The sequence below is a fragment of the Agrobacterium sp. SOY23 genome (genome assembly GCF_027212525.1).
Lineage (GTDB): Bacteria > Pseudomonadota > Alphaproteobacteria > Rhizobiales > Rhizobiaceae > Agrobacterium > Agrobacterium tumefaciens_I.
In genome coordinates this window covers 316592-339164 of the sequence record NZ_JAPWDT010000001.1, presented here as the reverse complement: position 1 = coordinate 339164, position 22573 = coordinate 316592, and the positions used below count along the sequence as shown (strand labels likewise).

Below are 22573 nucleotides of genomic sequence, written 5' to 3'. Positions count from 1 at the left end.
GGGGCATACCATCACGATTTGCCCCGGCTACCGCCTCAATGGCCGGAGAATTCCACCAGCGTCCGCACCTCGACACCGAGGTCTTCGAGCTTCTTGCGACCGCCGAGATCGGGCAGGTCGATAACGAAGCAGGCGGAAACGATCTCCGCACCCATCTGCCGCAACAGCTTGACCGCGCCTTCGGCGGTGCCGCCGGTGGCGATCAGGTCGTCGACCAGAATGACCTTTTCGCCCGGCTGCACGGCATCCACATGCATTTCCATTTCATCGACGCCATATTCCAGGCTGTAGGCCACACGCACGGTGGTGTGCGGCAGCTTGCCCTTCTTGCGGATCGGCACGAAACCGGCCGATAGCTGATGCGCCACTGCGCCGCCGAGGATGAAGCCGCGCGCTTCCATGCCGGCGATCTTGTCGATCTTCGTTCCCGCATAGGGCTGCACGAGTTCATCGACAGCACGGCGGAAAGCGCGCGGATTGCCGAGCAGCGTCGTGATGTCCCGGAAGATGATGCCCGGCTTCGGATAGTCGGGAATGGAACGGATGGCAGCGGAAAGCTCCGAAGCGATAACGGTCATGGTATTTCCAGTTAAGACAAGGGAAATGGATGAGATGGTTCGGGCCACCCTATCAATTTGACGGCGGCTGACCAACAAAAAAGGACCGCCACCCTGCCCGTGCCTCTCCTATCCTGCGGCAAACCGTTCGCAGCAGCCGCAGAACGACAGCGTCGCAGATTGCTGCTGCCGCCCAATTTCCCCCTCAATACATGAAAAAGCCCCCACGGAGACCGTGGGGGCCAATGACTGCCGGCAACAGGATGCCGATCAATGTTCCTTGTTGGCGTAGACCGATTTCTTGGTGAGATAGATCAGAGCCGTGAAGATGAACAGGAACACCATGACCATGAAGCCGGTACGCTTGCGCTGTTCCAGATGCGGTTCCGCAGCCCACATCAGGAAGGCAGCCACGTCCTTGGAATATTGGTCCACGGTCTGCGGCGCGCCGTCGTCGTAGGTCACCTGGTCGGCGCTGATCGGCGGCGCCATCTTCAGCGCCACGGCGCTGACGAAATACGGGTTGAAATGCGTGCCTTCCGCCACTTCAACACCAGCCGGCGCGTCCTGATATCCGGTCAGCAGCGCATGGATATAGTCCGGGCCGCCTTCCTGGTAACCGCCAACGATCGGGATCATGTCAACGATGAATTGCGGGAAACCGCGCTCCACACCGCGTGCCTTGGCGAGCAGCGACATGTCGGGCGGTGCTGCGCCACCATTGGCAGCGGCAGCCGCCTCATGGTTGGGGAACGGCGAAGGGAAATGATCGGAAGGCACGGCCTTGCGATTGTACATTTCGCCTTCGGCATTCGGGCCGTCCTGCACTTCATATTCGGCGGCGAAAGCCTTCACCTGCTCTTCCGAATAACCGAGATCCTCCAGCGTGCGGAAGGAGACAAGGCTCATCGAATGGCAGGCGGAGCAGACTTCCTTGTAGACCTTCAGGCCGCGCTGCAGCTGGCCCTTGTCATATTTGCCGAAGGGTCCTGCGAAAGACCAGCTCTGCTCTTCAGGCTTGATGACCGGGAAGTGACCGCCGGCAATCGCATGTTCCGTCTTGGTGGAGAGATCGTGGCTTTCCTCCGCCGCCGAGGCGACGGTGAAGGAGCAGCCGATGGCGGCGAAAAGCGCGATGCTCGTTACAAGCTTCTTCATTGTCGTCATCCTTCCTTCGCGCTTACACTTGGGCCGCAGCAGATGCGGCACCCGTCTTGGCGGCGTTCTTTTCGAGAACGGCCTCGGTAATCGAATTCGGAATACGCCGGGGCGTTTCGACCAGACCGAGGATCGGCATGATGACGAGGAAGAAACCGAAGTAATAAAGCGTGCCGAGCTGAGAATAGCCGACATAATTGCCTTTCAGATCGCCGGTAAGCAGGCCGAGAAGGCCGGTTCCTTCCGCCGGGCGCGAACCCAGCCAGCCGAGCATGATGGCATTCACCACGAACAGCCAGAAGAACATCTTGTACCAGGGACGATAGACGGCGGAACGAACCTTCGACGTATCGAGCCAGGGCAGGAAGAACAACACGACGATCGCGCCGAACATCACGAGAACGCCACCGAGCTTGGAATCGATGATCCAGATGTTGAAGGTGATGGCACGCAGCATGGCGTAGAACGGCAGGAAGTACCATTCCGGAACGATATGCGCCGGGGTCTTCAGCGGATCGGCCATGATGTAGTTGTCGGGGTGGCCGAGGAAGTTCGGCATATAGAAGACGAACCAGGCATAACCGATCAGGAAGATCGAAACGCCAAGCGCATCCTTCAGCGTCGCATAGGGCGTGAAGGGCACGGTGTCAGTCTTGCTCTTCACTTCAACGCCGGTCGGGTTGGTCTGGCCGGTCACATGCAGCGCCCAGATGTGCAGGATGACGACACCCGCGATCATGAAGGGCAGAAGATAGTGAAGCGCAAAGAAGCGGTTCAGCGTCGGCTGATCCACGGCGAAGCCGCCGAGCAGGAACTGCTGGATCCATTCACCAACGGCGGGGAACGCCGTGAAGAAGCCGGTGATGACGGTTGCGCCCCAGAAGGACATCTGGCCCCAGGGCAGAACGTAACCCATGAAGCCCGTTGCCATCATCAGCAGGAAGATCACGCAGCCGAGAATCCAGAGGATTTCTCGCGGTGCCTTATAGGAGCCGTAATAAAGGCCACGGGCGATGTGCAGATAAACCGCGATGAAGAAGAACGACGCACCGTTGGCATGCATGTAGCGCAGCAGCCAGCCGTGGTTGACGTCGCGCATGATCTTTTCGACGGAATTGAAAGCCACCGTCGTTTCGGCCGCATAATGCATGGCCAGCACAACACCGGTGAGGATTTGCACGATCAGCATGACGGCAAGCATCGCACCGAAGGTGTAGGCGTAGTTCAGGTTACGCGGGACAGGATAGGCAACGAAGCTGTCATAGATCATGCGCGGCAAGGGAAGCCGCGAATCGATCCACCTCTCGATGCCGGTGGACGGCTGATAACTGGAATGGCCACTCATGAATATCTGTCCCCTTATCCGATCTTGATCACGGTATCGGATGTGAATGCAAATGTCGGGATGGCGAGGTTCTGCGGCGCCGGACCCTTACGTATGCGGCCCGCCGTATCGTAGTGCGAGCCATGGCAGGGACAGAACCAGCCGCCGAAATCGCCGGCCTGGCCGAGCGGAATGCAACCGAGATGGGTGCAGGAACCGACCATGACGATCCAGTTTTCCTTGCCCTGACCGGCGGAGCGGTCAATATCCGTCGCCTGCGCGTCGGCGGCGATGTTGGCGTTGCGCGCCACCGGATCCTTCAGATCGCCGAGAGCAACTGCCTTGGCTTCCTCGATTTCCTTTTCCGTGCGGTTGCGGATGAAAATCGGCTTGCCGCGCCACTTGACGGTGAGCGACATGCCCGGCTCGACGGCCGCGACATCCACCTCGATGGAGGCGAGCGCCAGCGTCGATGCATCGGGACGCATCTGGTCAATAAAAGGCCATGCAACTGCGGCGGCACCGACGGCGCCCGCCATTCCCGTCACTAGATAAAGAAAATCGCGACGGGTCGGTTCACCCGAAGCGTCGTGATTGGTTACGTGCTCGCTCACCGCTACACCATCCTCTGCGCTGTTTTTGCCGTAAATCGCATGAGTCCTCCCGCTATGATTTGATCCAAGACAAACTCCGTCCCATCGCCTTGGTCATTCTCGCGGCATTTCAGAAACCGCGTCATCTGTTTGATCGCAAAATATTGACTGACTTGGCAAGAGCAAAGCACACAAAGCTGCCGTAATTCTGACGGAAGGGCCCGATTTGCTTCTCATTTTTTCGCCACCCTTGGCAGGCGGGCAACATTGTGCGCCCTCATGCGCCATGTTAGGAGACATCAAGGGAGAGCTCGGAAAGCAGGGATTCGGATGACGGCGAAGCTCTCTTGCATGGTCTCCACGGCGGTGGCTGCCGTTCTTTTCGTCGCCAGCCTGCGTTATGTCGCCGATTTCTGGCTTCTCGCCTTCGTCACCAGTTTCCAGCTGCATATCGCCCTTGTCTGCATCCTGCTGTCATGCCTCATATTCTGGCTGACACGTGATGCGGTTTCGGCCCTCCTCCTGGTCTGGTCGCTTGCGCTCGCCATCCATGCCGTCATTATGCTTCTGGAATTTTCCACATCCGCAACCGCCGCGCCGGACGCCAGAGCCTTCCGGCTATTGTCCTTCAACGTGCTGACGGACAATGCCGCCAATGCGGATGCGATCGCCGATAAGATTCTCGAATCGGGGGCGGATGCGGTCTATCTCTTCGAGGCGGCGGCGCTGCAATCGGTTCTGCCGCGTCTGCAGGAGACCTATCCCTACAGGCTCGGCTGTTTTACCGGAACGCCGGGATGTGACCTGCTGATGCTTTCGAAACGGCCATTGCTGGAAGGCCAGTTCTACAGCCTCAGCGATCTGCGCCGGGACCGGTTTGCTCTCGCCAGGATCGATCTCGACGGAACGACGCTGACACTGGCCGCCGGCCACATCACCAAGCCCTATTTCGACGATTATCACCGGGACGAGCTGGATGAGGTCAGCGAAATCCTCTTTCGCGTCACCGGGCCGCTCATTCTGGCCGGAGACTTCAATTCCGCCAGCATCGCCCCCGACATGCGCGCCTTTCTCGCCGCCAACGACCTGAAGAAACCACGCTGGGAACCCGCCACATGGCCCACGGAGGCCGGCCGCTTCGGCATCGCCATCGACCACATCTTCGCCCGTGAACCGGCGACGTTGATGAAAACCACGCGCCTGCCGGACAGCCTCGGCTCCAATCATTATGGGCTGATGGCGGATTTCATGATCGGGAAATAATCGAAGGCCTTATTGCGCCGCCTCGTCCGCGGCGAGGAAGCCGCCCGATTGCCGCGCCCACAACTCCGAATAAAGCCCGCCCCGCAAGACCAGCTCGGAATGGCTGCCCTGTTCGACGATACGGCCCTGATCCATCACGATCAGCCGGTCGAGAGCGGCGATGGTCGACAGGCGGTGGGCGATGGCCAGCACCGTCTTGCCCTGCATCAGTTCATCCAGATTGCTCTGGATCGCCGCCTCCACCTCCGAATCGAGCGCCGAGGTCGCCTCATCGAGCACGAGGATCGGCGCGTCCTTCAGCATCACGCGGGCGATTGCGATGCGCTGGCGCTGGCCGCCGGAAAGTTTAACACCGCGTTCGCCCACATGCGCGTCAAAACCCGTGCGGCCGCGCTGGTCCTCCAGCCTTGTGATGAAATCATCCGCCTTGGCGCGGCGCGTCGCCTCCTGCAATTGCGCTTCGGTGGCATCCGTGCGGCCGAACATGATGTTGTCTCGAATGGAACGGTGCAGCAGCGAGGTATCCTGCGTGACCATGCCGATATGGGCGCGCAGCGATTCCTGCGTGACTTTGGCGATATCCTGCCCATCGATCAGGATGCGGCCCTTCTCGACATCGTAAAACCGCAAAAGCAGGTTGACGAGCGTGGATTTGCCGGCGCCGGAACGCCCGACGATGCCGACCTTCTCGCCCGCCCTGATTTCGAGGTTGAGATTGTCGATAACGCCGTTCGCCCGCCCGTAATGGAAGCTGACATTCTCGAAACGGATGCCCGGCCTCTTGACCTCCAGCACCGCCGCGTCGGGCGTATCAACGAGACCGATCGGCTGCGAGATCAATTCGGCGGCGTTCTGCACCGTGCCGAAATTGCGCATGATGCCGTTGAACTGCGTCATCAACCGCCCGAGCAGGAAGTTGAGGCGCAAAACCAGCGCAAGTGTGAAAGCGACCGCGCCGGAACTGATCTTGCCGGAGAGCCACAGATCGATGCAGAGCGCCGCCATCGACGTGATCATGACGCCGGACAGCAGCGCCATGGAGGCGCGCACGCCGGTGATGAACCGCGTAAACGTCATCGTCGCGGTCTGAAAAATATCGAAGCCCTGACGCATGTAACGATCATTGGCATCGTCTCGCCCAAACAGCCGCAGCGTCTGGATATTGCTATAGGCATCCACCATGCGGCCGGAGAGCATCGAGGCGGCCTCCGCCGTCTCCTTTGAATGGTAACGGATGCGCGGCACGAAATACCGCGCCAGCAGCGAGAAGATCGCCACCCAGACGACGACGAGAACCGCAAGCCGCCAGTCCAGCCCGCCGATCAGGAACAGCATGGAAACCGAGTAGATACCGACGAACCAGACACTTTCCATCAGCGAGGTGACAAGATCGCCCGCCGCCTGCCCGCCGGACCAGACCTTGGTGACGATGCGGCCGGAAAAATCATTCTGGAAGAAGGTCAGTGATTGCCGCGCCACATGCATATAGGATTGCCAGCGCACCAGATTATAGAAACCCGGCGTAATGATCTGCTGATCCACCAGCGCTGTCACCATGGTGACGATAAACCGCACGATGCCGATCAGCACCAGCATACCCACGAGTTCGCCGCCATGGGCCGCAAGCAGCCCCGCCCAGCCCTCTTCCGGTTTCACCGTCGAGAGAATGTCCACCAGCCGTCCGACGAACCAGAACAGCGCCGCCTCGATGGCCGCCGTCAGCCCGCCGAGCACCAGCATGGCGAAAAACGGCGCCTTGGCCTGCGAGATATAAAACCAGATGAAAGCGAATGTGCTTTCAGGCGGCCGCAAATCGTCCTTGCGGGCGAAGGGCTTTATCCAGTTCTCGAAATACTCGAAGATGCGGGTAATGACCATGATCCGGATATAGGCGGATTCCCGCCTCGGGAACAGCCGCAGCGGCTTCGGGGAGAGATTATATTTCGGTAACGTTCGGGATGTTGCTACGTCAAAGCGATGAGCCCGGCGTCGGTGAGGCGGAATCCGCAAGCATCGAAATAAAATCGCCGCAGGTGCGGGTCAAAATCGACGTGGAGCCACTCGCAGCCGGTGTCTTTCGCCCGTTTAACCGCCTCCCCTATCAGGGCCTTTGCAATGCCCTGGCGTTGGAAATCAGGCGACACCATCGTGTCCAGAACAAATGCGTGGACACCGCCATCCCACGCGATGTTAACGAACCCGACCAGCTTCTCCAGACGACGACTACACACCCAGCCGAGACTGAAGTGATTAACTTGGGACCACCAGTCATCAACCAGGATTCGATGCTCGAAGCACTCGGCATGAAGGGCATTGACCTCGGCATTCCCGAACGCTCCACGCCACTCGGTCGTGTAATCGGGAGGTATGGATCCTTGCGGTGATGTTTGTCTCATTCGCACTCCGTCACCCCGGTTTCGAAATCCAACCAATCAGTCCTTGATCGCAAGGACTGGTTTCTCACGGCGGAGAGGCCCGAGACCTTTGACAAAAGGGCGGGATCACTCCCGCCCTCTCGCTTTCCTTATTCCGCAGCCACTTCCGCCTCGTGGTCGGCGATGAAGCCACCGGACTGGCGCCGCCACAGGTCGGCATAAATGCCGCCCATTGCCACCAGTTCCGCGTGGCTGCCCGCTTCCACGATCCGGCCCTTGTCGAGAATGATGAGCCGGTCCATTTCGGTTAGTGTCGAAAGGCGGTGGGCGATCGCGATCACCGTCTTGCCTTCCATCAGCGAGAACAGGTTCTCCTGGATCGCCGCCTCGACTTCGCTATCGAGCGCCGAGGTCGCCTCGTCCAGCACCAGGATCGGCGCGTTCTTGAGGAAGACACGGGCAATCGCGATGCGCTGGCGCTGGCCGCCGGAGAGTTTCACGCCACGTTCGCCCACCTGGGCATCGAGGCCCTGGCGACCATGCATGTCGACAAGCGTTTCGATGAAGTCCCAGGCGTTTGCCCGCTTCGCCGCCGCGATCACCTGCTCGTCCGTGGCCTCGGGGTGGCCATAGGCGATGTTGTCGCGGATCGAACGGTGCAGAAGCGAGGTATCCTGCGTCACGACGCCGATCAGCTCGCGCAGGCTGTCCTGCGACACCTTGGAAATGTCCTGCCCGTCGATGGTGATCCTGCCGCCTTCCAGATCGTAGAAGCGCAGAAGCAGGTTCATCAGCGTCGTCTTGCCCGCGCCGGAACGGCCAACAAGGCCGACCTTCTCGCCCGGTTTGATGTCGAGCGTCAGCCCGTCGATTACGCCCTTGTTCTTGCCATAGTGGAAGCGGACGTTGTCGTAACGGATAGCGCCCTGCGGGGCGGCAAGCTCAGGCGCCTTCGGAACGTCGACAATATCGTGCGGCTTCGTCATCATCGACATACCGTCATAGACCGTGCCGATATTTTCGAACAGCGACGTGACTTCCCACATGATCCACTGCGACATGCCGTTGACGCGCATGGCAAGGCTGATGGCGATGGCGACCGAACCGGCCGTGACCGAACCCTGCATCCAGAAATAAAGACCGAGTGCCGCCGTGGAAAACAGCACCACGGCATTGTTGAGGTCGATCAGGATGTTGAAGCCCGAAATCTTGCGCATCTGGCGGTGAACCGTGCCGAGAAACACGTTCATGCCCTCACGCGCATATCTTTCCTCACGACCCGCATGGGAAAACAGCTTGATCGTCGAGATGTTGGTGTAGCTGTCAACGATCCGGCCCGTCATCATCGAGCGCGCATCGGCCTGCTCCTGCGCCAGCCGGCCGAGTTTCGGCACGAAATAGGCAAGGATCGCCATATAGATACCGAGCCAGATGAGCAGCGGAATGACCAGCCGCCAGTCCGCCGCCGCGACCATGAATAGCATCGAAACGACAAAGCTGATCGCATAGACGAATACGTCGATCACCTTCAGCGCCACTTCGCGGATCGCCAGCGCCGTCTGCATCACCTTGGTGGAAACCCGGCCGGCAAACTCGTTGGCGAAGAAGTTCATGGAATGGCGCAGCAGGAAGCGGTGCATTTTCCAGCGCGCGATCATGCCGAAATTGCCGGCAAGCGTCTGGTGCATCGTCATGGTGTGGATCGCACCCATCAACGGCAGCAGGAACAGCACCAGCCCCGCCATGACGATCAGATGCCAGCCCTCATCGGCAAAAAACGTCTCGCGATTGGCCGTGGAAAGCCAGTCGACGATATTGCCGAGGAATTTGTAGAGCATGGCTTCCGCAATGGCGATGCCCATGGACATCAGGCCAAGCAGCAGCAGCCACGGCCAGGCGGGCTTCACATAATGCCAAAGGAACGGCAAAAGCGTCTTCGGTGGCACGGAAGGCGTCGAAGAGGGAAAAGGATCGAGGCGTTTTTCAAACCAGCCAAACATAGGCCAAGCTCCGGCAATCAATCGCTCCATCGTGACATGGTGAGCGGACACAAATATGGCTCACGACGGAACGGAAAAGTCTTTGAACATGGCCGCAACAGCCACATGACGAATCGAACTATGGGAAACGCGGTCGAACCGCGGAGTAACACCTAGGCCAGCAGCGGCACTACTGGGGCCGGGAGGCGAAAGCGAATGTCATTATCCATGAGAACCTCCCTGAGCTGGTGTTGAAGATGTGGCCTTGTAGCGCAAAAATCAAACCTTGACCAGTCGGAAAGACACGGGATGCGCGAGAAAACTCAAGATTGTGGTGAGTAGCACAGAATGGGCGGATTTACCCGCAAAGGTTTCCGCCCGCAGCTGGTCGTGATGCACAGCCTTATTCGGCTGCGTCCTGCGCCTGCCCGCTTTCATAGTCCGCGATCAACTCGGCCATTCCGGCCTGCGTGTGGCGCTTCAATTCCCGGCGGTCGCTGGGCTGCGGCGCGAAGGTAACGGTTAGCCCCGTATCCCTTATCGTACCGATAGCAAAAGACGCACCGGACAACATGCGCACACCCTCATGCAGCCACAGCGGATCGGTGGCAAAATGCTGGCCGATGCCGACCACCACGGGAATGCCCTGCCAGTGCGATATGCGGTCATAATGAATATGACCCGCCAGAATGCCGATGACATCATGTTCGAACAGCACCTCGTCCAGCGCTTCGGTATCGTCAAAGGACAGGGATTCCCACTCCGCCTCGGGACGGTCGAAATCGAGCGCCGGCGCATGGTGCATCACCAGAAGCTTCGGCAGATCAGCATGGTTTTCGAGTTCATCCTCGAGCCATTCGATCTGGCCGGGTTCGAAAGCGCCGCCGACCTTGCCCGGAACGCTGGTATCCATGACGATGACATGGACGCCGGCAACGACTTCCGCATGGTCATAGGGCTCGTCCAGATCCTCATGGCGGCCGAGCATCACAGGGTAAAACCCGTCGCGGCGGTCATGATTGCCGAGCGCGAAGAGCACCGGCACATCCAGTTCGGCCTCGGCCATCAGCCGCTTGAGTTCTTCATAGCTGCCGGCATCGCCACGGTTGGTCAGATCACCGCTGACGACGATGAATTCGGGCGACGGCACCAGCGCTTTGATCTGCGCCAGCGTTTCGGACAGCGTGGCCGAGGTCTCGGAATAAAGATCATCATCCTGCACCTGCGGATTGCCGATATGCAGATCGGTCAGATGGACGAAATTCACCCGTTCGGACATGACTTGCTTCCTGTTTTGCTGCACACAGAAATCCCGCCCGAAACCGCCCCGTCGGCGCCTTCCGGACCTTTGGATTTATCTGACGATAGGTTGGTTATTGGGTACCCTGCCTATGTGTCATGCGAATGAATATCCGGCGGAGGACTGTCTTAAAAAGGGACTTTTCCCAGCCGCATCTGTCACAGGTCATTCACCCGTGATAATCGGTCCGGCATTGCCGAATGCGAAGAGAAGACTATGCCCGATATTTTGCCTGAAACAGGGTCCAACATCCGGATCGCCCTCTACCAGCCCGATATTCCCGGCAATACCGGCACTATCCTGCGGCTGGCCGCCTGTCTCGGCCTTGGTGTCGACATCATCGAGCCGGCCGGCTTCGATATTTCCGACCGCAATCTCAAACGGGCGGGCATGGATTATATCGCGGCGGCGGCGCTGACGCGCCATGTCAGCTGGGACCGTTTCGAGGAATGGCGGGCAACCACCGACCGCCGCCTCGTTCTCGCCTCCACCAAGGCCGCCCTGCCCTATACGAACATCGCCTATCGCGCCGATGATATCCTGCTCTTTGGCAGGGAAAGTGCCGGCGTTCCAGACCATGTGCATGACAAGACGGATGAGCGAATCATCATCCCGATGGTGGCCGGACAACGCTCGATCAACGTCGCAATGTCGGCAGCGATGGTCACCGGCGAGGCCTTGCGCCAGACGGCATGGTCTTAACCATGCCATCTTTGCAGCCAATTTTTCAGGCAAACATGAAAATTGACCGTTTTTACCGCGAAACTGTCGCAACCCGGCCTGTACCGAAGGCGTTCACGCTCCTATACTGATTAGCCGGACAATAAAAATCGCTCTCGCCGGGACCATGCGCCGGCGGGCGTGAGGAGACGTTGCATGCAATCCACAATTGTCATCGTCAACCTTCTCGGCGCCGTCGCGCTGCTGCTCTTTGGCCTTGCCCAGGTGAAGGATGGTGTTACCCGCGCCTTCGGCATGAAACTCCGAAGCGTGCTCGCCACCGGCACCCAGAACGGACCGCGCTCCTTCTTTTCTGGCTTCTTCGCCACCGTCGCCCTGCAAAGTTCGACGGCGACGGCTCTTACTGTCGCCTCCTTCGCCGAACGGGACCTCATCAAGCCGCGCATGGCGCAGGTGGTGCTGCTCGGCGCCAATGTCGGCACGGCTGTCACCGCATGGATCGTGGCCGCAGGTGTGGAATGGCTGTCGCCGTTGCTGATCCTTGCGGGCATCATACTTAAAAAAGGCAGTTCCAACGCCCGGCAGGGGAGCGGAACGGCGCTGATCGGCATCGGCCTCATGCTTCTGTCGCTGCACCTCTTGAGCGGCGCGACCGAACCGATGCGCGCCTCACCGGCGCTGGGCGTCTTCATCGGCCTGCTGGACGGCGCATGGCCCGTCGCGCTGATCTTTTCCGCCGTGCTCGCTTTCGTTTCATCGTCCAGCCTCGCCGTCGTCGTGCTCATCCTGTCACTCGCCGCCACCGGCACCTTGTCCACCGGCCTTATCATCGTTCTCATTCTCGGTGCCAATCTCGGCGGCGCCATTCCGCCCGTCATCGCCACGCTTTCCGGCCCCGCCTCGGCACGGCGCATCACCATCGGCAATCTTGTCGTGCGCACCATCGGCTGCCTGATTGCCATGCCGCTCGCCTCCTATGGTGCCGTGTATCTGCAGCAATTGCCGCTTTCGCCCGCCAAACTGCCGGTCGATGCGCATCTCATCTTCAATGTCATTCTGGCGACACTCGCCTGGCCCTTCTCCGGCCTGATATCCGATTTGATGGCGAAGCTGGTGCCGGGCGATGCCAAAGCCGAAGACGGCCCGAATTTCCTCGACCAGCAGGCGCTGGACATGCCGGTCGTGGCGCTTGCCAACGCGACCCGCGAGGTCCTGAGCGTCGGCGACAGCATCGAACGGATGCTGATCCGCGCCGAAAACGCCTTCAAACACAATGATCTGGCGCCGCTTCAGGAAGTTTCCCTGCTGGAAAAGAAGGTCGACCGCAATCAGCAGGAGGTGAAGGTCTATCTTTCCCAGCTCGGCCGCAAGGGGCTAAGCGACGAAGAAGCGCGCCGTTCGATCGCCCTCATCGATTATGCGATCAATCTCGAACATATCGGCGATATCATCGAAAAGGGTATCTGCGAGCAGATCCGCAAGAAGGTGCTGAACAGCTTCAAATTTTCCGATGACGGTTATGAGGAGCTGAAGACCCTGTTCGACATGACCATCGAGAACCTGCGCGCCGCCCAGAGCATTCTGGTGACCGGCGATTTCGAGCTTGCCCGCCGACTGATGGAAAGCAAGGTGGACATACGCCGCCTCGAAAAACAGTCCTCCAACCGCCATCTGGAACGGCTGCGTGACGGGCTGGCGGAAAGCATGCAGACCAGTTCGCTGCATCTCGACATGCTGCGCGACCTGAAGCGCATCAACGCCCATATCGTGACGGTGGCACATCCCATTCTGGATGAAAGCGGCGTGCTGATCGAAAGCCGCCTGCGTTACGCCGAACCGCGCGCCTGATTCTATTTCAATCGGCCGAAGGCAGCCGCCGCATGGTGAATTCGATACGGTCGCCTTCCAGCTGCCGCCAGCTTTCCACTTCCGTCCAATAGGCGGCCTTGGGAAAGCTGTCGAACCATTCGCGCGCCTTGGCGCGGGCTTCTTCACGTCCAAGACAGAAGGTCTGGCGCACGAACATGCCGTCACGCTTTTGTTCGCCGCCGGCGCTTTCGCGTTCCCTGCGGTGATTGGCGATCCTGCGCTTCAGCCCGTCAAGCGGCGGCGGTCCGGCAAATTTCGTCATGACATTCACCTCTGGCACCTATGCCTATAAAGATAGTGTCGGCGCGCCGCCTTGGCGAGTCGAATTTGTGTGCGGCGCAAACACCTGCTAGACGCGGCAGGGAACAGACTTCACCGCAGGAGAGAGAAGATATGGAACGGCCAATCTTGCCGAAGGGCTTGCCCGAGGACATCGAAGACAAGAAGGCCACTGCCCAAGCCTGGTTCCAGCATCTGCGCGACACCATCGTCGCCTCTTTCGAAACCCTCGAAAACGAGCTCACCGGCCCGCTGTCAGATCAGGGGCCCGGCCGCTTCACCCAGAAGGACTGGCTGCGCGACAATGGCGAGGGCGGCGGCGGCAAGATGTCGATGATGGAAGGCCGCGTCTTCGAGAAGGTCGGTGTGCACACCTCCACCGTCTATGGAGAGTTCTCGCCGGAATTTCGCAAGCAGATACCGGGCGCGGAAGAAGACCCACGCTTCTGGGCGTCGGGCCTTTCGCTCATCGCCCATCCCGTCAATCCCAATGTGCCGGCGGTGCACATGAACACCCGCATGGTCGTCACCACCAGCCACTGGTTCGGCGGCGGCGCGGATCTGACGCCGGTGCTGGGCCGCAGGCGGACGCAGCAGGACCCGGATACCCAGCTGTTCCACCGCGCCTTCGAAATCACCTGCAACCGCCACCCCGTCGCTGACTATCCGCGATACAAGGCGTGGTGCGACGAATACTTTTTCCTGAAGCACCGCGATGAGCCGCGCGGCACCGGCGGTATCTTTTTCGACTGGCTGCACCCTGACGAGGAGAAAGGCGGCTGGGACGCCAATTTCACCTTCGTGCAGGATGTCGGCCGCGCCTTCAATCTCGTCTATCCGAAAATCGTCCGCGCCAATTTCAACCAGAACTGGACGGAAGAGGACCGCGACGAGCAGCTTATCCGCCGCGGCCGCTATGTGGAATTCAACCTGCTATACGATCGCGGCACCATCTTCGGCCTGAAGACGGGCGGCAATGTCGAATCGATCCTGTCGTCGCTGCCGCCGGTGGTGCGCTGGCCTTAAAAACCTCACGCAAATTTGACGCTCATCAGCCAATTTGTCGCAAATAGCGCAAATTAGGACTTATGGAAAAATCAAGGCAGTGGTAGTCTCCTCCCGCAGACGTACTGGAGGAGCTATCGTCATGATTACTTCGAACAGCATGCCTATTTCTGCTTCCGCCGAGGGAGCGCAGCAATCCATCGATACACCGGAATTGATTGACCGCCTGGCCACGGAAATGCGTGCTACGGGCGATCGCGAACTGCCGCATTCCTTTTATGTCGAACAGGTAAAACGCACGCTGGCCGGCAAGACGGTGAAGCGCGCCGACAATGACGAAATGCCTCGTACAAAAATCCCGGCAGCCGGCACATCCTCTGTTTTCCAGTGCTGGGCGATGCCCGAATAGGGTTGAAGGACGCCGCTCTGGAACATAAGCGGCAAACTTTCGTTTCTTGTCGGAGGGACAGCATTCACATCAATGCTGTCCCCCGCTTGAACAGGGAGGCAAGACCATGAGACTGTTTGAATGTGGAACGCTTGTGCCCGGCTGCGCCTGGCACACCCGCGCAGACGACGATGCGGAAGTCGTGCGCCGAACCGTCGAACATATGCGCTCGGCCCATGGCGAAACCGTCATCCGCGAAAACATGATCGAAAACATCAAGGCCCGCATTCGCGACGAGGCAAATGCGGCTTAGGCCGAAATGCCGCTGACAGTGCGGCCTCAATTCTCGAGCAAATCTTTCAGCCGGGCGGTCAGCGCTGCCCGGTCGAGCGAGAAATTGACGTCGATCCACTTTTCCTCGAGGCTTTTCAGCACCTCGCCGACTCTCGGGCCGGCCTGGACACCTGCGGCCATCACATCGGCGCCGTTCAGCGGGAATCCGGGCTTCTGGAATTTCTCCGCCCTCGCCAGCAGCGTCGAAAAACGCGCAACCTTCTGCATGGCCATATCACCAGCCGAAAGGTCGGCACGGGCGGCGGCAAGCGCGAGTTTCAGCCGCGCCTTCACACCTTCAACACCCTGACGGTAAAGCAACCGGTCAAGCGCCGTTTCCTTGATGTCGGGGTCGGCGGCGGGCGCGGAGGCCCAATGGCTCAGATAACCCGCCTCGGCCTTCGAAAGCCTCAGCCGTGCGGCAAGGGTCGTGAGCCTGTCCCGGTCCGGCGGCAGGATGGCGGCAAGCCGCAGCATCGGGTCTACCGCCCAGCCGAGCGCCTGTTCAGCCGCCACCAGCCCGTGAATGGCGTCGATACCCCATTTCTCCGTTTCGGGCAGAATTTCCGCAAGAACACCCGATTGCCGCATCCACAGAAGAGCGCGCGAGGGATCACGCGCGGAAAGCAGCTTCTTCAATTCACTCCACACCCGCTCGGCGGAAAGCGTCGCCAGCTTGTCCTTGGCGCGGGCGCTTGCCCTCAGGCCATCGGCATCCGGGCGGCCTGAACCATAATGGGCGAAGAAGCGGAAAAAGCGGAGAATCCGCAGGTAATCTTCCGAAATCCGCGTCGCGGCATCACCGATAAAGCGCACGGTTCCGGTTTCGATATCGGGCAACCCATTGATGAGATCGATGATCTCACCCGTCTCATCGGCATAAAGGGCGTTGATGGTGAGGTCGCGCCGTTCCGCATCGGTCTGCCAGTCGGTGCCGAAGGCCACCTGTGCGTGGCGGCCATTGGTCTCGACATCGCGCCGCAGCGTCGTCACCTCGTAACCCTCGCCGTCGATCACCAGCGTCACCGTGCCATGGTCGATACCGGTCGGCACAACCTTGATACCCGCCGCCTTCGCCCGCTCCACCACCACATCAGGGGTAAGCGTCGTTGCCATGTCGACATCCACCACCGGCAGGTCCATCAGTGCGTTGCGCACCGCGCCACCGACGATCCGCACCTCGCCGCCATCGGCATTCAAAAGCGCGAAGATGCGCTTCAGCGCCGGTTTTTCGAACCAGTCCCGCCCGGCAAGGCTGCTCATGAATAAAACCTCTCGTAAATCGTCCGCACGATGCCCGCCGTAATGCCCCATATATAGCGTTCGCCATAGGGCATTTCGTAGAAAAACCGCTCCTTCCCCTGAAAGATGCGGCTGCCGCGCCCGTGATTGGCCGGGTCCATCAGGAAGGACAGCGGCACTTCGAAAACCTCATCCACTTCCGTCGGATTGAGCGTCAGGTCAAAGCCCGGGCGGACGACCGACAGCACCGGTTTGATGCGAAAACCCGTCCCGGAAATATAATCCGGCAGGCGGCCGACCGTTTCAACGAAAGAACGCGAAAGCCCGATTTCCTCTTCCGTCTCGCGCAGCGCCGCTTCCTCCGGTGTGCGATCCTCGGCATCGATGCCGCCGCCCGGAAAGGAAATCTGGCCGGAATGCTTGCGCAGGGTGGAGGTGCGCTGGGTGAAGATCACCCGCGCATCGTCGCCATCGTCGATCACCGGCACCAGCACGGCGGCATCCTTCAGCTTGATGCCGTTTCCAGACAGCACCACGCCCGGATTGAGCACATGGTCGCCATGCTCCCGCTCGGCCACGCCCTCGCCTTCCTGCAGCACCCGGCGGCGGAAATCGCTAGCGGTAAAAGCCTTGAGGCCCATTGTCGTCATCGTCATTGCGAAAGCCGTTCCAGTTCATTGGCGGGCATGACCGGAAAGATCACCCCGCCCGAGCGCAGGGCGAACATATCGACGCCATCCACGTCGATCACCTCGCCGAGCGCGACAAGATCATACATCACCGCCCGCGAAACGAGCGCTTCCAGCCGGCCACGCACCAGAATATAGGGTTTCAATTCACGGTTCTCACCGAAAATTTCAAAGCGCAGAGGGTGCTCCGGCCCCGCCTCCACCACATCGCCGACATTGGTGCGGAAGGTGAGCAAAGGCTCGCCGTCCTCCTCCCCCGCAGTCGCCTTCATCTCCACCGCCACGAAAGGCGCATCCACCACGCGGATGCCGACTTTTTCCACAGGAGTTACGAGGTAGGTCTTCCCATCCTCATCCTTGCGCAGAACCGTGGAAAACAGCCTCACCAGAGGTGCCCTGCCGATGGGCGTGCCGAGGTAGAACCAGGTGCCGTCAGCACGGATTTCCATGTCGAGATCGCCGCAAAAGGGCGGATTCCAGCGCTCCACCGGGGCCGGCCCGCGCTTGGCATCGCCGGTCTGTTCGGCGGCGCGGGAAATCATCGCCGCCAGCCCGGCCGCGTCACCCGCCGAATTTATCGTCTCCGCTGCCATATTCGAGTCTCGCTTTGCCGATAAGGAAATACTAAGTCACGACATAGTCATTCGAATGGCGCTTGTCAGCGGCCAAGAGAGCAATAAGCTATATACAGCGCAAAATCCGTCCCGGCCAACTGCCAGCGAAACCGGGATGCGACTGTGACAGCGGCGAAGGTATGAGGAGAGCGACATGGGCGTGATGAATACCGGCGAAACCCTCGATGAAAAGGCCATCGTCGCCTCGGCCGAAAAGGCGCTTTCCGACATTGCGGCCATCCGCACGGAAGTCTCCAAGGTCATTTTCGGCCAGGAAAAAGTGGTGCAGAACACGCTTCTCGCCATCCTCTCCGGCGGCCATGCTTTGCTCGTCGGCGTTCCCGGTCTTGCCAAGACCAAGCTCGTCACCACGCTCGGCACCGTGCTCGGCCTTGATGCCAACCGCATCCAGTTCACGCCGGACCTGATGCCCTCGGACATCCTCGGTTCCGAAGTCATGGACCAGGATGAAAACGGCCGCCGTTCCTTCCGCTTCATCAAGGGCCCGATTTTCGGCCAGCTGCTGATGGCCGACGAAATCAACCGCGCCAGCCCGCGTACGCAGTCCGCGCTGCTGCAGGCCATGCAGGAATACCACATCACCGTGGCCGGCCAGACCTATGAGCTGCCGAAACCCTTCCACGTACTCGCCACCCAGAACCCGCTGGAACAGGAAGGCACCTATCCGCTGCCCGAAGCCCAGCTGGACCGCTTTCTGCTGCAGGTCGATGTCGGCTATCCCGAGCTTGCCGCCGAACGCCAGATCCTGCTCGACACGACGGGCACCGCCTCCGGCGAAGCACGCGGCGTGATCGATGCGGAGCGACTGATGGAAATCCAGGCGCTCATCCGCCAGATGCCGGTCAGCGACAAGGTGGTGGATGCGATCCTGTCGCTCGTCCGTTCCGCCCGCCCCGGCCATGGCAACAAATTGACCGACAAGCACGTTGCCTGGGGCCCGGGTCCGCGCGCCGGCCAGTCGCTGATGCTGACGGCCCGCGCCCGCGCGCTTTACGAAGGCCGCCTCGCACCGTCGCTGGACGATGTCCATGCACTGGCCGAACCGGTGCTGGAACACCGCATGGCGCTGACCTTTGCGGCCCGCGCCGAAGGCATGTCGGTGCGCGATGTCATCGCAGCCCTCGTGGAGCAGGCGAAGAATTAAAAAGACGCGAGCCTAACCTTTCGCGAAAGGAGTGCCTGTGGCATCCATCGGCCAGATCGTAGACAAGACGCCGGGTAGCGAAGTTCTGGCGCGCGCGCGCCAGCGCGCCGCCCTGGTGCCGGACTGCATGGTCGAGGCAAAGCGCATCGCCAACACCGTCACCGCGGGCTGGCACGGCCGCCGCAAGCGCGGCATCGGCGAGAATTTCTGGCAGTTCCGCCCCTATGCGGAAGGCGAAAGCCTGTCGCGCATCGACTGGCGGCGCTCGGCCCGCGACGACCATACCTATGTGCGCGACCGGGAATGGGAAGCCGCCCACACCATCTGGCTCTGGGCCGACATGTCGCCGTCGATGATGTTCAAATCCACCCTCGGCTCCGTCTCCAAGGAAAGCCGGGCGCTGGTGCTGATGCTGGCGCTGGCGGAAATCCTCGCACGCTCGGGTGAACGCATCGGCTGCCCCGGCATCATGGAACCGGTCTCGGCCAGAAACGCCGCCGAACGGCTGGCCGCCGCCATCATGCATGCGCCGCTGACGACAGGCATGCCGGAAACGGGCATGATCCGCGGCGCGAGCGATATCGTCCTGATTGGCGATTTTCTCGATGATGCGAAAAACGTGATGGAGCGGATTTCGCCGCTCGCCCGGCGTGGCCTGCGCGGCCATGTGGTGGAAATCGCCGATCCGGCCGAAGAAACCTTCCCCTATTCCGGCCGTACCGAATTCACCGATCCCGAAACCGGCGAAAAACTCGTTTCCGGCCGCGCCGAAACCATTCGCGAGGATTATACCCGCGCCTATCTCGCAAGGCGCGAGGCGCTGTCCTCGTCGCTGCGCCGTCTCGGCTGGAATTTTGTGTTCCACCGCACCGATCATCTCGCTTCCGAGGCGCTCGTCGCCATGCACATGTATCTTTCCGGCGCGCCCGCGCAAGGCGGTGGCCGTCGATGAGTGCATTGCCTTTCGTCTTCACCAGCCCCTACATCCTCTTCGGCCTTTTGGCGCTGCCCGTCATCTGGTGGCTGCTGCGGCTCACTCCGCCGCGCCCCAAGGCGGAGGTCTTTCCGCCGCTGAAGATATTGGCAACGGTGCTGAAGCGCGAGGAAACGCCGTCGAAAAGCCCGTGGTGGCTGACCCTGCTGCGCATCGCGCTCGCCGCCGCGGTGATTTTCGCGCTGGCAGACCCGGTGGTGAACCCGCGCAACAACAGCATTGCCGGTAGCGGCCCGCTGGTGCTGGTGGTGGACAATGGCTGGGCTTCCGCGCCCGACTGGGAAAGACGCGTGGCAACCGCGCAGGCCCTGATCGGCGATGCGGAACGGGCCGACCGCCCCGTTTCCATCAGCTTCACCGCCGATGCAGAACATGACGCCGTGCCGGCAACAACGGCGGTGGCGCTGGACAAGCTTGCCGCCGCCAAGCCGAAACCGCTGGTTCCTGACCGCGTGCGCACGGCGGAAGCCATCACCGAAGCGCTGAACGGTGCGCCCCCCGGCACGCTTGCCTACATCGCCGATGGCATCGCGACCGCGCAGGATGAAAGCGCGATGAGAACCTTCGCCAGCCTGTCCCCGGCCGAATTCCGTATCGTCAGGGGCGATGGCAAGGCGATTGCCGCCATTACCGGCGCCACCAACAATGCCGATGCCATGAGCGTCACGCTGTCGCGGCTCGATACGGCGGAAGCCGAGCGGCTGACCGTCAATGCGCAGGATAGCCAGGGCCGCATCCTCGCCAATGGCACCGCCAGCTTCGCGCCTGGCGTGGCAGAAACCACGGCCACCGTGGAAGCGCCCTTCGAACTGCGTAACGATTTCGCCCGCCTCTCCCTCGAAGGCGTCTCGACAGCGGGTGCGGTACACCTTCTCGATGATGGTTTCCGCCGCCGCCGGGTTGCCCTGCTGGCCGGCGAAACCGGCAATGACTTCCAGCCGCTGCTGCAGCCGCTTTATTACATCAGCCGCGCACTTCAGCCTTTTGCCGATCTCATCCCGCAGCGGCAGGCCGATCTGGCGCAGGCTATCCCGGAAATCCTGCAATCCAACCCGTCCGTCATCGTCATGGCCGATATCGGCCGTCTGCCGCAAGAAACCTATCAGCCGCTGCAACGCTGGCTCGCCGGTGGCGGCACGCTGATCCGCTTTGCTGGTCCCCGCCTTGCCGCGGCCCCTGCCGACGATCCGCTGGTGCCGGTGACGCTCAGGCAGGGCGAACGTGCGCTTGGCGGCGCGCTCTCCTGGGCCGAGCCGCAACCACTTGCGGATTTCCCAAGCTTCGGCGCCTTTGCCGGTATGCCGAAGGCCGATGGCATTCTCGTCAAACGCCAGGTTCTGGCCGAGCCGACACCGGATCTCGCCGAACGCACCTGGGCAAGCCTTGCTGACGGCACGCCGCTCGTCACCACCCGTACGATCGAGGCGGGCCGCATCGTGCTCTTCCATGTCAGCGCCGAGGCGAGCTGGTCCGACCTGCCGATTTCCGGCCATTTCGTCGATATGCTGCGCCGTATCGTGCAACTGTCGAAGGCCGGCGGCGCGTCGGCCTCCGCCAATGCGCCCGCTGCCGCGTTGCCACCCTTCCGGCTGCTGACGGCCGAGGGCGCGCTGTCTGCTGAAGTCGGCACTGCCCGGCCGCTCGAAATGCGTGCCGGCCAACCGCCGCGCACCGGTTTCGACAATCCCCCCGGCCTTTATGGCACAGAGGATGGTTTCGTGGCTCTCAATCTTCTGCCGGCCGGCGCGACGCTGCGCCCGCTCGATACCTCGCTTGCAGGCGTGAACACCACCAGCGAAGCGCTGATCGGCGAAACGGCGAAATCGCTGCGCCCGGCCCTCTTCATCGCCGCCTTCCTGATGCTGATCGCCGACAGCCTGATCGTGCTCTTCATGAGCGGCGCCTTCGCGCGCCTGCCGAAAGCCCGCAGCGCGACAGCCGCCACCCTGCTGCTGGCGCTCGGCGCTTTCGCCGCCATGTCCCCGACGGACGCCCGCGCCGACGATCCGAAGCCCGGCGACGAGCAGATTTTCGAGCGGCTGGATACGACGCACCTTGCTTATGTGCGCACCGGCGAAGACGATGTCGACCGCATTTCCGAGCAGGGTTTGCAGGGTTTGAGCGAGTTCCTCACCTGGCGCACGACGCTGGAGCCCGGTCAGCCGGTCGGCCTCGACATCTCCAAGGATGAGCTGTCGTTTTATCCGATCATCTACTGGCCGGTATCGGCGACTGCCCCCATGCCGTCGAGCGCCGCCATCTCGCGTATCGACGCCTATATGCGCGCTGGCGGCACCGTGCTCTTCGATACGCGCGACCAGTTCTCCTCGCTTGACAATGGCGCGACCAGCGCCAATGGCGAACGCCTGCAGGCGATCCTCGCCAATATCGACATTCCACCCTTGGAGCCCGTGCCGGAGGACCACGTTCTGACGCGATCCTTCTACCTGCTCACCAATTTCCCCGGCCGTTACAACGGTTCGCCGCTCTGGGTGGAATCGCGCCAGGGCGCGGCCAAAACCACCTCGGGCCTCTCCTCCTCCGGCGATGGCGTGACGCCGATCATGATAACCGGCAATGACTTTGCCGGCGCCTGGGCGGTAGACGCGCAGGGCGCGCCGGTTCTGCCCACCGTGCCGCCGGACGAAATGCAGCGCGAACACGCCTTCCGCTCCGGCGTCAACATCATGATGTATATGCTGACCGGCAACTACAAGGCCGATCAGGTCCACGTTCCCGCACTTCTCGAACGGTTGGGGCAGTGA

Annotated in this window: 21 protein-coding genes; 9 read left to right on the top strand and 12 right to left on the bottom strand. The window is 61.1% G+C overall.

Annotation, left to right across the window (positions count from 1 at the left end):
• Window positions 1–35: 35 nt before the first annotated feature.
• From O3S81_RS01640 to petA, 4 genes are all read right to left on the bottom strand, one after another.
• Window positions 36–578, bottom strand: a complete 543-nt coding sequence (locus tag O3S81_RS01640) for an adenine phosphoribosyltransferase (RefSeq protein WP_003494623.1) — start codon at window positions 576–578, stop codon at window positions 36–38.
• 249 nt (window positions 579–827) lie between these two features.
• A complete protein-coding gene (locus O3S81_RS01635; protein WP_269340519.1) occupies window positions 828–1715 on the bottom strand; it encodes a cytochrome c1 in 888 nt (295 codons plus the stop codon).
• Between the two features lie 22 nt (window positions 1716–1737).
• A complete protein-coding gene (locus tag O3S81_RS01630; protein ID WP_269340518.1) occupies window positions 1738–3060 on the bottom strand; it encodes a cytochrome b in 1323 nt (440 codons plus the stop codon).
• A 14-nt stretch (window positions 3061–3074) separates the two neighbouring features.
• Window positions 3075–3653 carry a ubiquinol-cytochrome c reductase iron-sulfur subunit gene (gene petA / locus O3S81_RS01625; protein ID WP_269340517.1) on the bottom strand — a complete coding sequence of 193 codons (579 nt, stop codon included), beginning with the start codon at window positions 3651–3653 and terminating at the stop codon, window positions 3075–3077.
• Window positions 3654–3962: 309 nt separating this feature from the next.
• Here petA and O3S81_RS01620 point away from each other — a divergent pair, with 309 nt between their 5' ends.
• Window positions 3963–4895: an endonuclease/exonuclease/phosphatase family protein gene (locus O3S81_RS01620; protein WP_269340515.1), complete on the top strand. Its 933-nt coding sequence runs from the start codon at window positions 3963–3965 to the stop codon at window positions 4893–4895.
• 9 nt (window positions 4896–4904) lie between these two features.
• Here the strand turns inward: O3S81_RS01620 and O3S81_RS01615 are convergent, their stop codons facing one another.
• The 4 genes from O3S81_RS01615 to O3S81_RS01600 form a co-directional block, all read right to left on the bottom strand.
• Entirely contained in the window at window positions 4905–6773 is a 1869-nt protein-coding gene (locus O3S81_RS01615; protein WP_269340514.1) for an ABC transporter ATP-binding protein, read from the bottom strand.
• Between the two features lie 86 nt (window positions 6774–6859).
• Window positions 6860–7291 carry a GNAT family N-acetyltransferase gene (locus O3S81_RS01610; RefSeq protein ID WP_269340513.1) on the bottom strand — a complete coding sequence of 144 codons (432 nt, stop codon included), beginning with the start codon at window positions 7289–7291 and terminating at the stop codon, window positions 6860–6862.
• A gap of 128 nt (window positions 7292–7419) precedes the next feature.
• Window positions 7420–9270, bottom strand: a complete 1851-nt coding sequence (locus O3S81_RS01605) for an ABC transporter ATP-binding protein (RefSeq protein ID WP_269340512.1) — start codon at window positions 9268–9270, stop codon at window positions 7420–7422.
• A 382-nt stretch (window positions 9271–9652) separates the two neighbouring features.
• Complete coding sequence (locus O3S81_RS01600; RefSeq protein ID WP_269340511.1) at window positions 9653–10528, bottom strand: phosphodiesterase; 876 nt, start codon at window positions 10526–10528, stop codon at window positions 9653–9655.
• Between the two features lie 237 nt (window positions 10529–10765).
• Here O3S81_RS01600 and O3S81_RS01595 point away from each other — a divergent pair, with 237 nt between their 5' ends.
• The gene (locus O3S81_RS01595) at window positions 10766–11251 is read left to right on the top strand and encodes a tRNA (cytidine(34)-2'-O)-methyltransferase (protein WP_269340509.1); all 486 of its coding nucleotides are present in this window, start codon (window positions 10766–10768) and stop codon (window positions 11249–11251) included.
• A gap of 174 nt (window positions 11252–11425) precedes the next feature.
• Entirely contained in the window at window positions 11426–13078 is a 1653-nt protein-coding gene (locus tag O3S81_RS01590) for a Na/Pi cotransporter family protein (RefSeq protein WP_269340508.1), read from the top strand.
• Between the two features lie 7 nt (window positions 13079–13085).
• Here the strand turns inward: O3S81_RS01590 and O3S81_RS01585 are convergent, their stop codons facing one another.
• On the bottom strand, window positions 13086–13361 hold the full coding sequence (locus O3S81_RS01585) for a hypothetical protein (RefSeq protein ID WP_080790104.1): 276 nt from the start codon (window positions 13359–13361) through the stop codon (window positions 13086–13088).
• Between the two features lie 131 nt (window positions 13362–13492).
• Between O3S81_RS01585 and hemF the strand changes: the two genes are divergently transcribed.
• The 3 genes from hemF (at window position 13493) to O3S81_RS01570 (ending at window position 15084) form a co-directional block, all read left to right on the top strand.
• Window positions 13493–14404 carry an oxygen-dependent coproporphyrinogen oxidase gene (gene hemF / locus O3S81_RS01580; RefSeq protein WP_269340506.1) on the top strand — a complete coding sequence of 304 codons (912 nt, stop codon included), beginning with the start codon at window positions 13493–13495 and terminating at the stop codon, window positions 14402–14404.
• A 121-nt stretch (window positions 14405–14525) separates the two neighbouring features.
• Entirely contained in the window at window positions 14526–14792 is a 267-nt protein-coding gene (locus O3S81_RS01575; RefSeq protein WP_269340505.1) for a hypothetical protein, read from the top strand.
• A 106-nt stretch (window positions 14793–14898) separates the two neighbouring features.
• Window positions 14899–15084 (top strand): DUF1059 domain-containing protein, encoded by a 186-nt coding sequence (locus O3S81_RS01570; RefSeq protein ID WP_004442982.1) that lies wholly within the window; start codon window positions 14899–14901, stop codon window positions 15082–15084.
• A 26-nt stretch (window positions 15085–15110) separates the two neighbouring features.
• On the opposite strand, the gene O3S81_RS01565 is transcribed toward O3S81_RS01570, so the two are convergent.
• Genes O3S81_RS01565 through O3S81_RS01555 form a run of 3 tightly spaced genes read right to left on the bottom strand, consistent with a single transcriptional unit; the run spans window position 15111 to window position 17628 of the window.
• Window positions 15111–16367: a CCA tRNA nucleotidyltransferase gene (locus O3S81_RS01565; RefSeq protein ID WP_269340504.1), complete on the bottom strand. Its 1257-nt coding sequence runs from the start codon at window positions 16365–16367 to the stop codon at window positions 15111–15113.
• Window positions 16364–17002, bottom strand: coding sequence for an NUDIX hydrolase (locus tag O3S81_RS01560; protein ID WP_269340503.1), 639 nt, complete (start codon window positions 17000–17002; stop codon window positions 16364–16366). The genes O3S81_RS01565 and O3S81_RS01560 overlap by 4 nt, the downstream gene beginning before the upstream one ends.
• On the bottom strand, window positions 16999–17628 hold the full coding sequence (locus O3S81_RS01555) for a DUF1285 domain-containing protein (RefSeq protein ID WP_269340502.1): 630 nt from the start codon (window positions 17626–17628) through the stop codon (window positions 16999–17001). Before O3S81_RS01555 ends, O3S81_RS01560 begins: the two co-directional genes overlap by 4 nt.
• A gap of 175 nt (window positions 17629–17803) precedes the next feature.
• Here O3S81_RS01555 and O3S81_RS01550 point away from each other — a divergent pair, with 175 nt between their 5' ends.
• Genes O3S81_RS01550 through O3S81_RS01540 form a run of 3 tightly spaced genes read left to right on the top strand, consistent with a single transcriptional unit; the run spans window position 17804 to window position 22573 of the window.
• Window positions 17804–18814 carry an AAA family ATPase gene (locus tag O3S81_RS01550; RefSeq protein WP_269340501.1) on the top strand — a complete coding sequence of 337 codons (1011 nt, stop codon included), beginning with the start codon at window positions 17804–17806 and terminating at the stop codon, window positions 18812–18814.
• 37 nt (window positions 18815–18851) lie between these two features.
• Window positions 18852–19766: a DUF58 domain-containing protein gene (locus O3S81_RS01545; RefSeq protein WP_269340500.1), complete on the top strand. Its 915-nt coding sequence runs from the start codon at window positions 18852–18854 to the stop codon at window positions 19764–19766.
• Window positions 19763–22573, top strand: coding sequence for a DUF4159 domain-containing protein (locus tag O3S81_RS01540; RefSeq protein WP_269340499.1), 2811 nt, complete (start codon window positions 19763–19765; stop codon window positions 22571–22573). Before O3S81_RS01545 ends, O3S81_RS01540 begins: the two co-directional genes overlap by 4 nt.

Excerpts from the sequence above, each read along its gene's own strand:
- O3S81_RS01555 (WP_269340502.1), bottom strand. The coding sequence starts at position 17,628 with ATGGCAGCGGAGACGATAAATTCGGCGGGTGACGCGGCCGGGCTGGCG.
- O3S81_RS01550 (WP_269340501.1), top strand. The coding sequence starts at position 17,804 with ATGGGCGTGATGAATACCGGCGAAACCCTCGATGAAAAGGCCATCGTC.
- O3S81_RS01590 (WP_269340508.1), top strand. The coding sequence starts at position 11,426 with ATGCAATCCACAATTGTCATCGTCAACCTTCTCGGCGCCGTCGCGCTG.
- O3S81_RS01640 (WP_003494623.1), bottom strand. The coding sequence starts at position 578 with ATGACCGTTATCGCTTCGGAGCTTTCCGCTGCCATCCGTTCCATTCCC.
- hemF (WP_269340506.1), top strand. The coding sequence starts at position 13,493 with ATGGAACGGCCAATCTTGCCGAAGGGCTTGCCCGAGGACATCGAAGAC.
- O3S81_RS01575 (WP_269340505.1), top strand. The coding sequence starts at position 14,526 with ATGATTACTTCGAACAGCATGCCTATTTCTGCTTCCGCCGAGGGAGCG.
- O3S81_RS01630 (WP_269340518.1), bottom strand. The coding sequence starts at position 3,060 with ATGAGTGGCCATTCCAGTTATCAGCCGTCCACCGGCATCGAGAGGTGG.
- O3S81_RS01600 (WP_269340511.1), bottom strand. The coding sequence starts at position 10,528 with ATGTCCGAACGGGTGAATTTCGTCCATCTGACCGATCTGCATATCGGC.
- O3S81_RS01595 (WP_269340509.1), top strand. The coding sequence starts at position 10,766 with ATGCCCGATATTTTGCCTGAAACAGGGTCCAACATCCGGATCGCCCTC.
- O3S81_RS01570 (WP_004442982.1), top strand. The coding sequence starts at position 14,899 with ATGAGACTGTTTGAATGTGGAACGCTTGTGCCCGGCTGCGCCTGGCAC.
- O3S81_RS01560 (WP_269340503.1), bottom strand. The coding sequence starts at position 17,002 with ATGACGATGACGACAATGGGCCTCAAGGCTTTTACCGCTAGCGATTTC.
- O3S81_RS01585 (WP_080790104.1), bottom strand. The coding sequence starts at position 13,361 with ATGACGAAATTTGCCGGACCGCCGCCGCTTGACGGGCTGAAGCGCAGG.
- O3S81_RS01540 (WP_269340499.1), top strand. The coding sequence starts at position 19,763 with ATGAGTGCATTGCCTTTCGTCTTCACCAGCCCCTACATCCTCTTCGGC.
- O3S81_RS01610 (WP_269340513.1), bottom strand. The coding sequence starts at position 7,291 with ATGAGACAAACATCACCGCAAGGATCCATACCTCCCGATTACACGACC.
- O3S81_RS01620 (WP_269340515.1), top strand. The coding sequence starts at position 3,963 with ATGACGGCGAAGCTCTCTTGCATGGTCTCCACGGCGGTGGCTGCCGTT.
- O3S81_RS01615 (WP_269340514.1), bottom strand. The coding sequence starts at position 6,773 with ATGGTCATTACCCGCATCTTCGAGTATTTCGAGAACTGGATAAAGCCC.
- O3S81_RS01565 (WP_269340504.1), bottom strand. The coding sequence starts at position 16,367 with ATGAGCAGCCTTGCCGGGCGGGACTGGTTCGAAAAACCGGCGCTGAAG.
- O3S81_RS01605 (WP_269340512.1), bottom strand. The coding sequence starts at position 9,270 with ATGTTTGGCTGGTTTGAAAAACGCCTCGATCCTTTTCCCTCTTCGACG.
- O3S81_RS01635 (WP_269340519.1), bottom strand. The coding sequence starts at position 1,715 with ATGAAGAAGCTTGTAACGAGCATCGCGCTTTTCGCCGCCATCGGCTGC.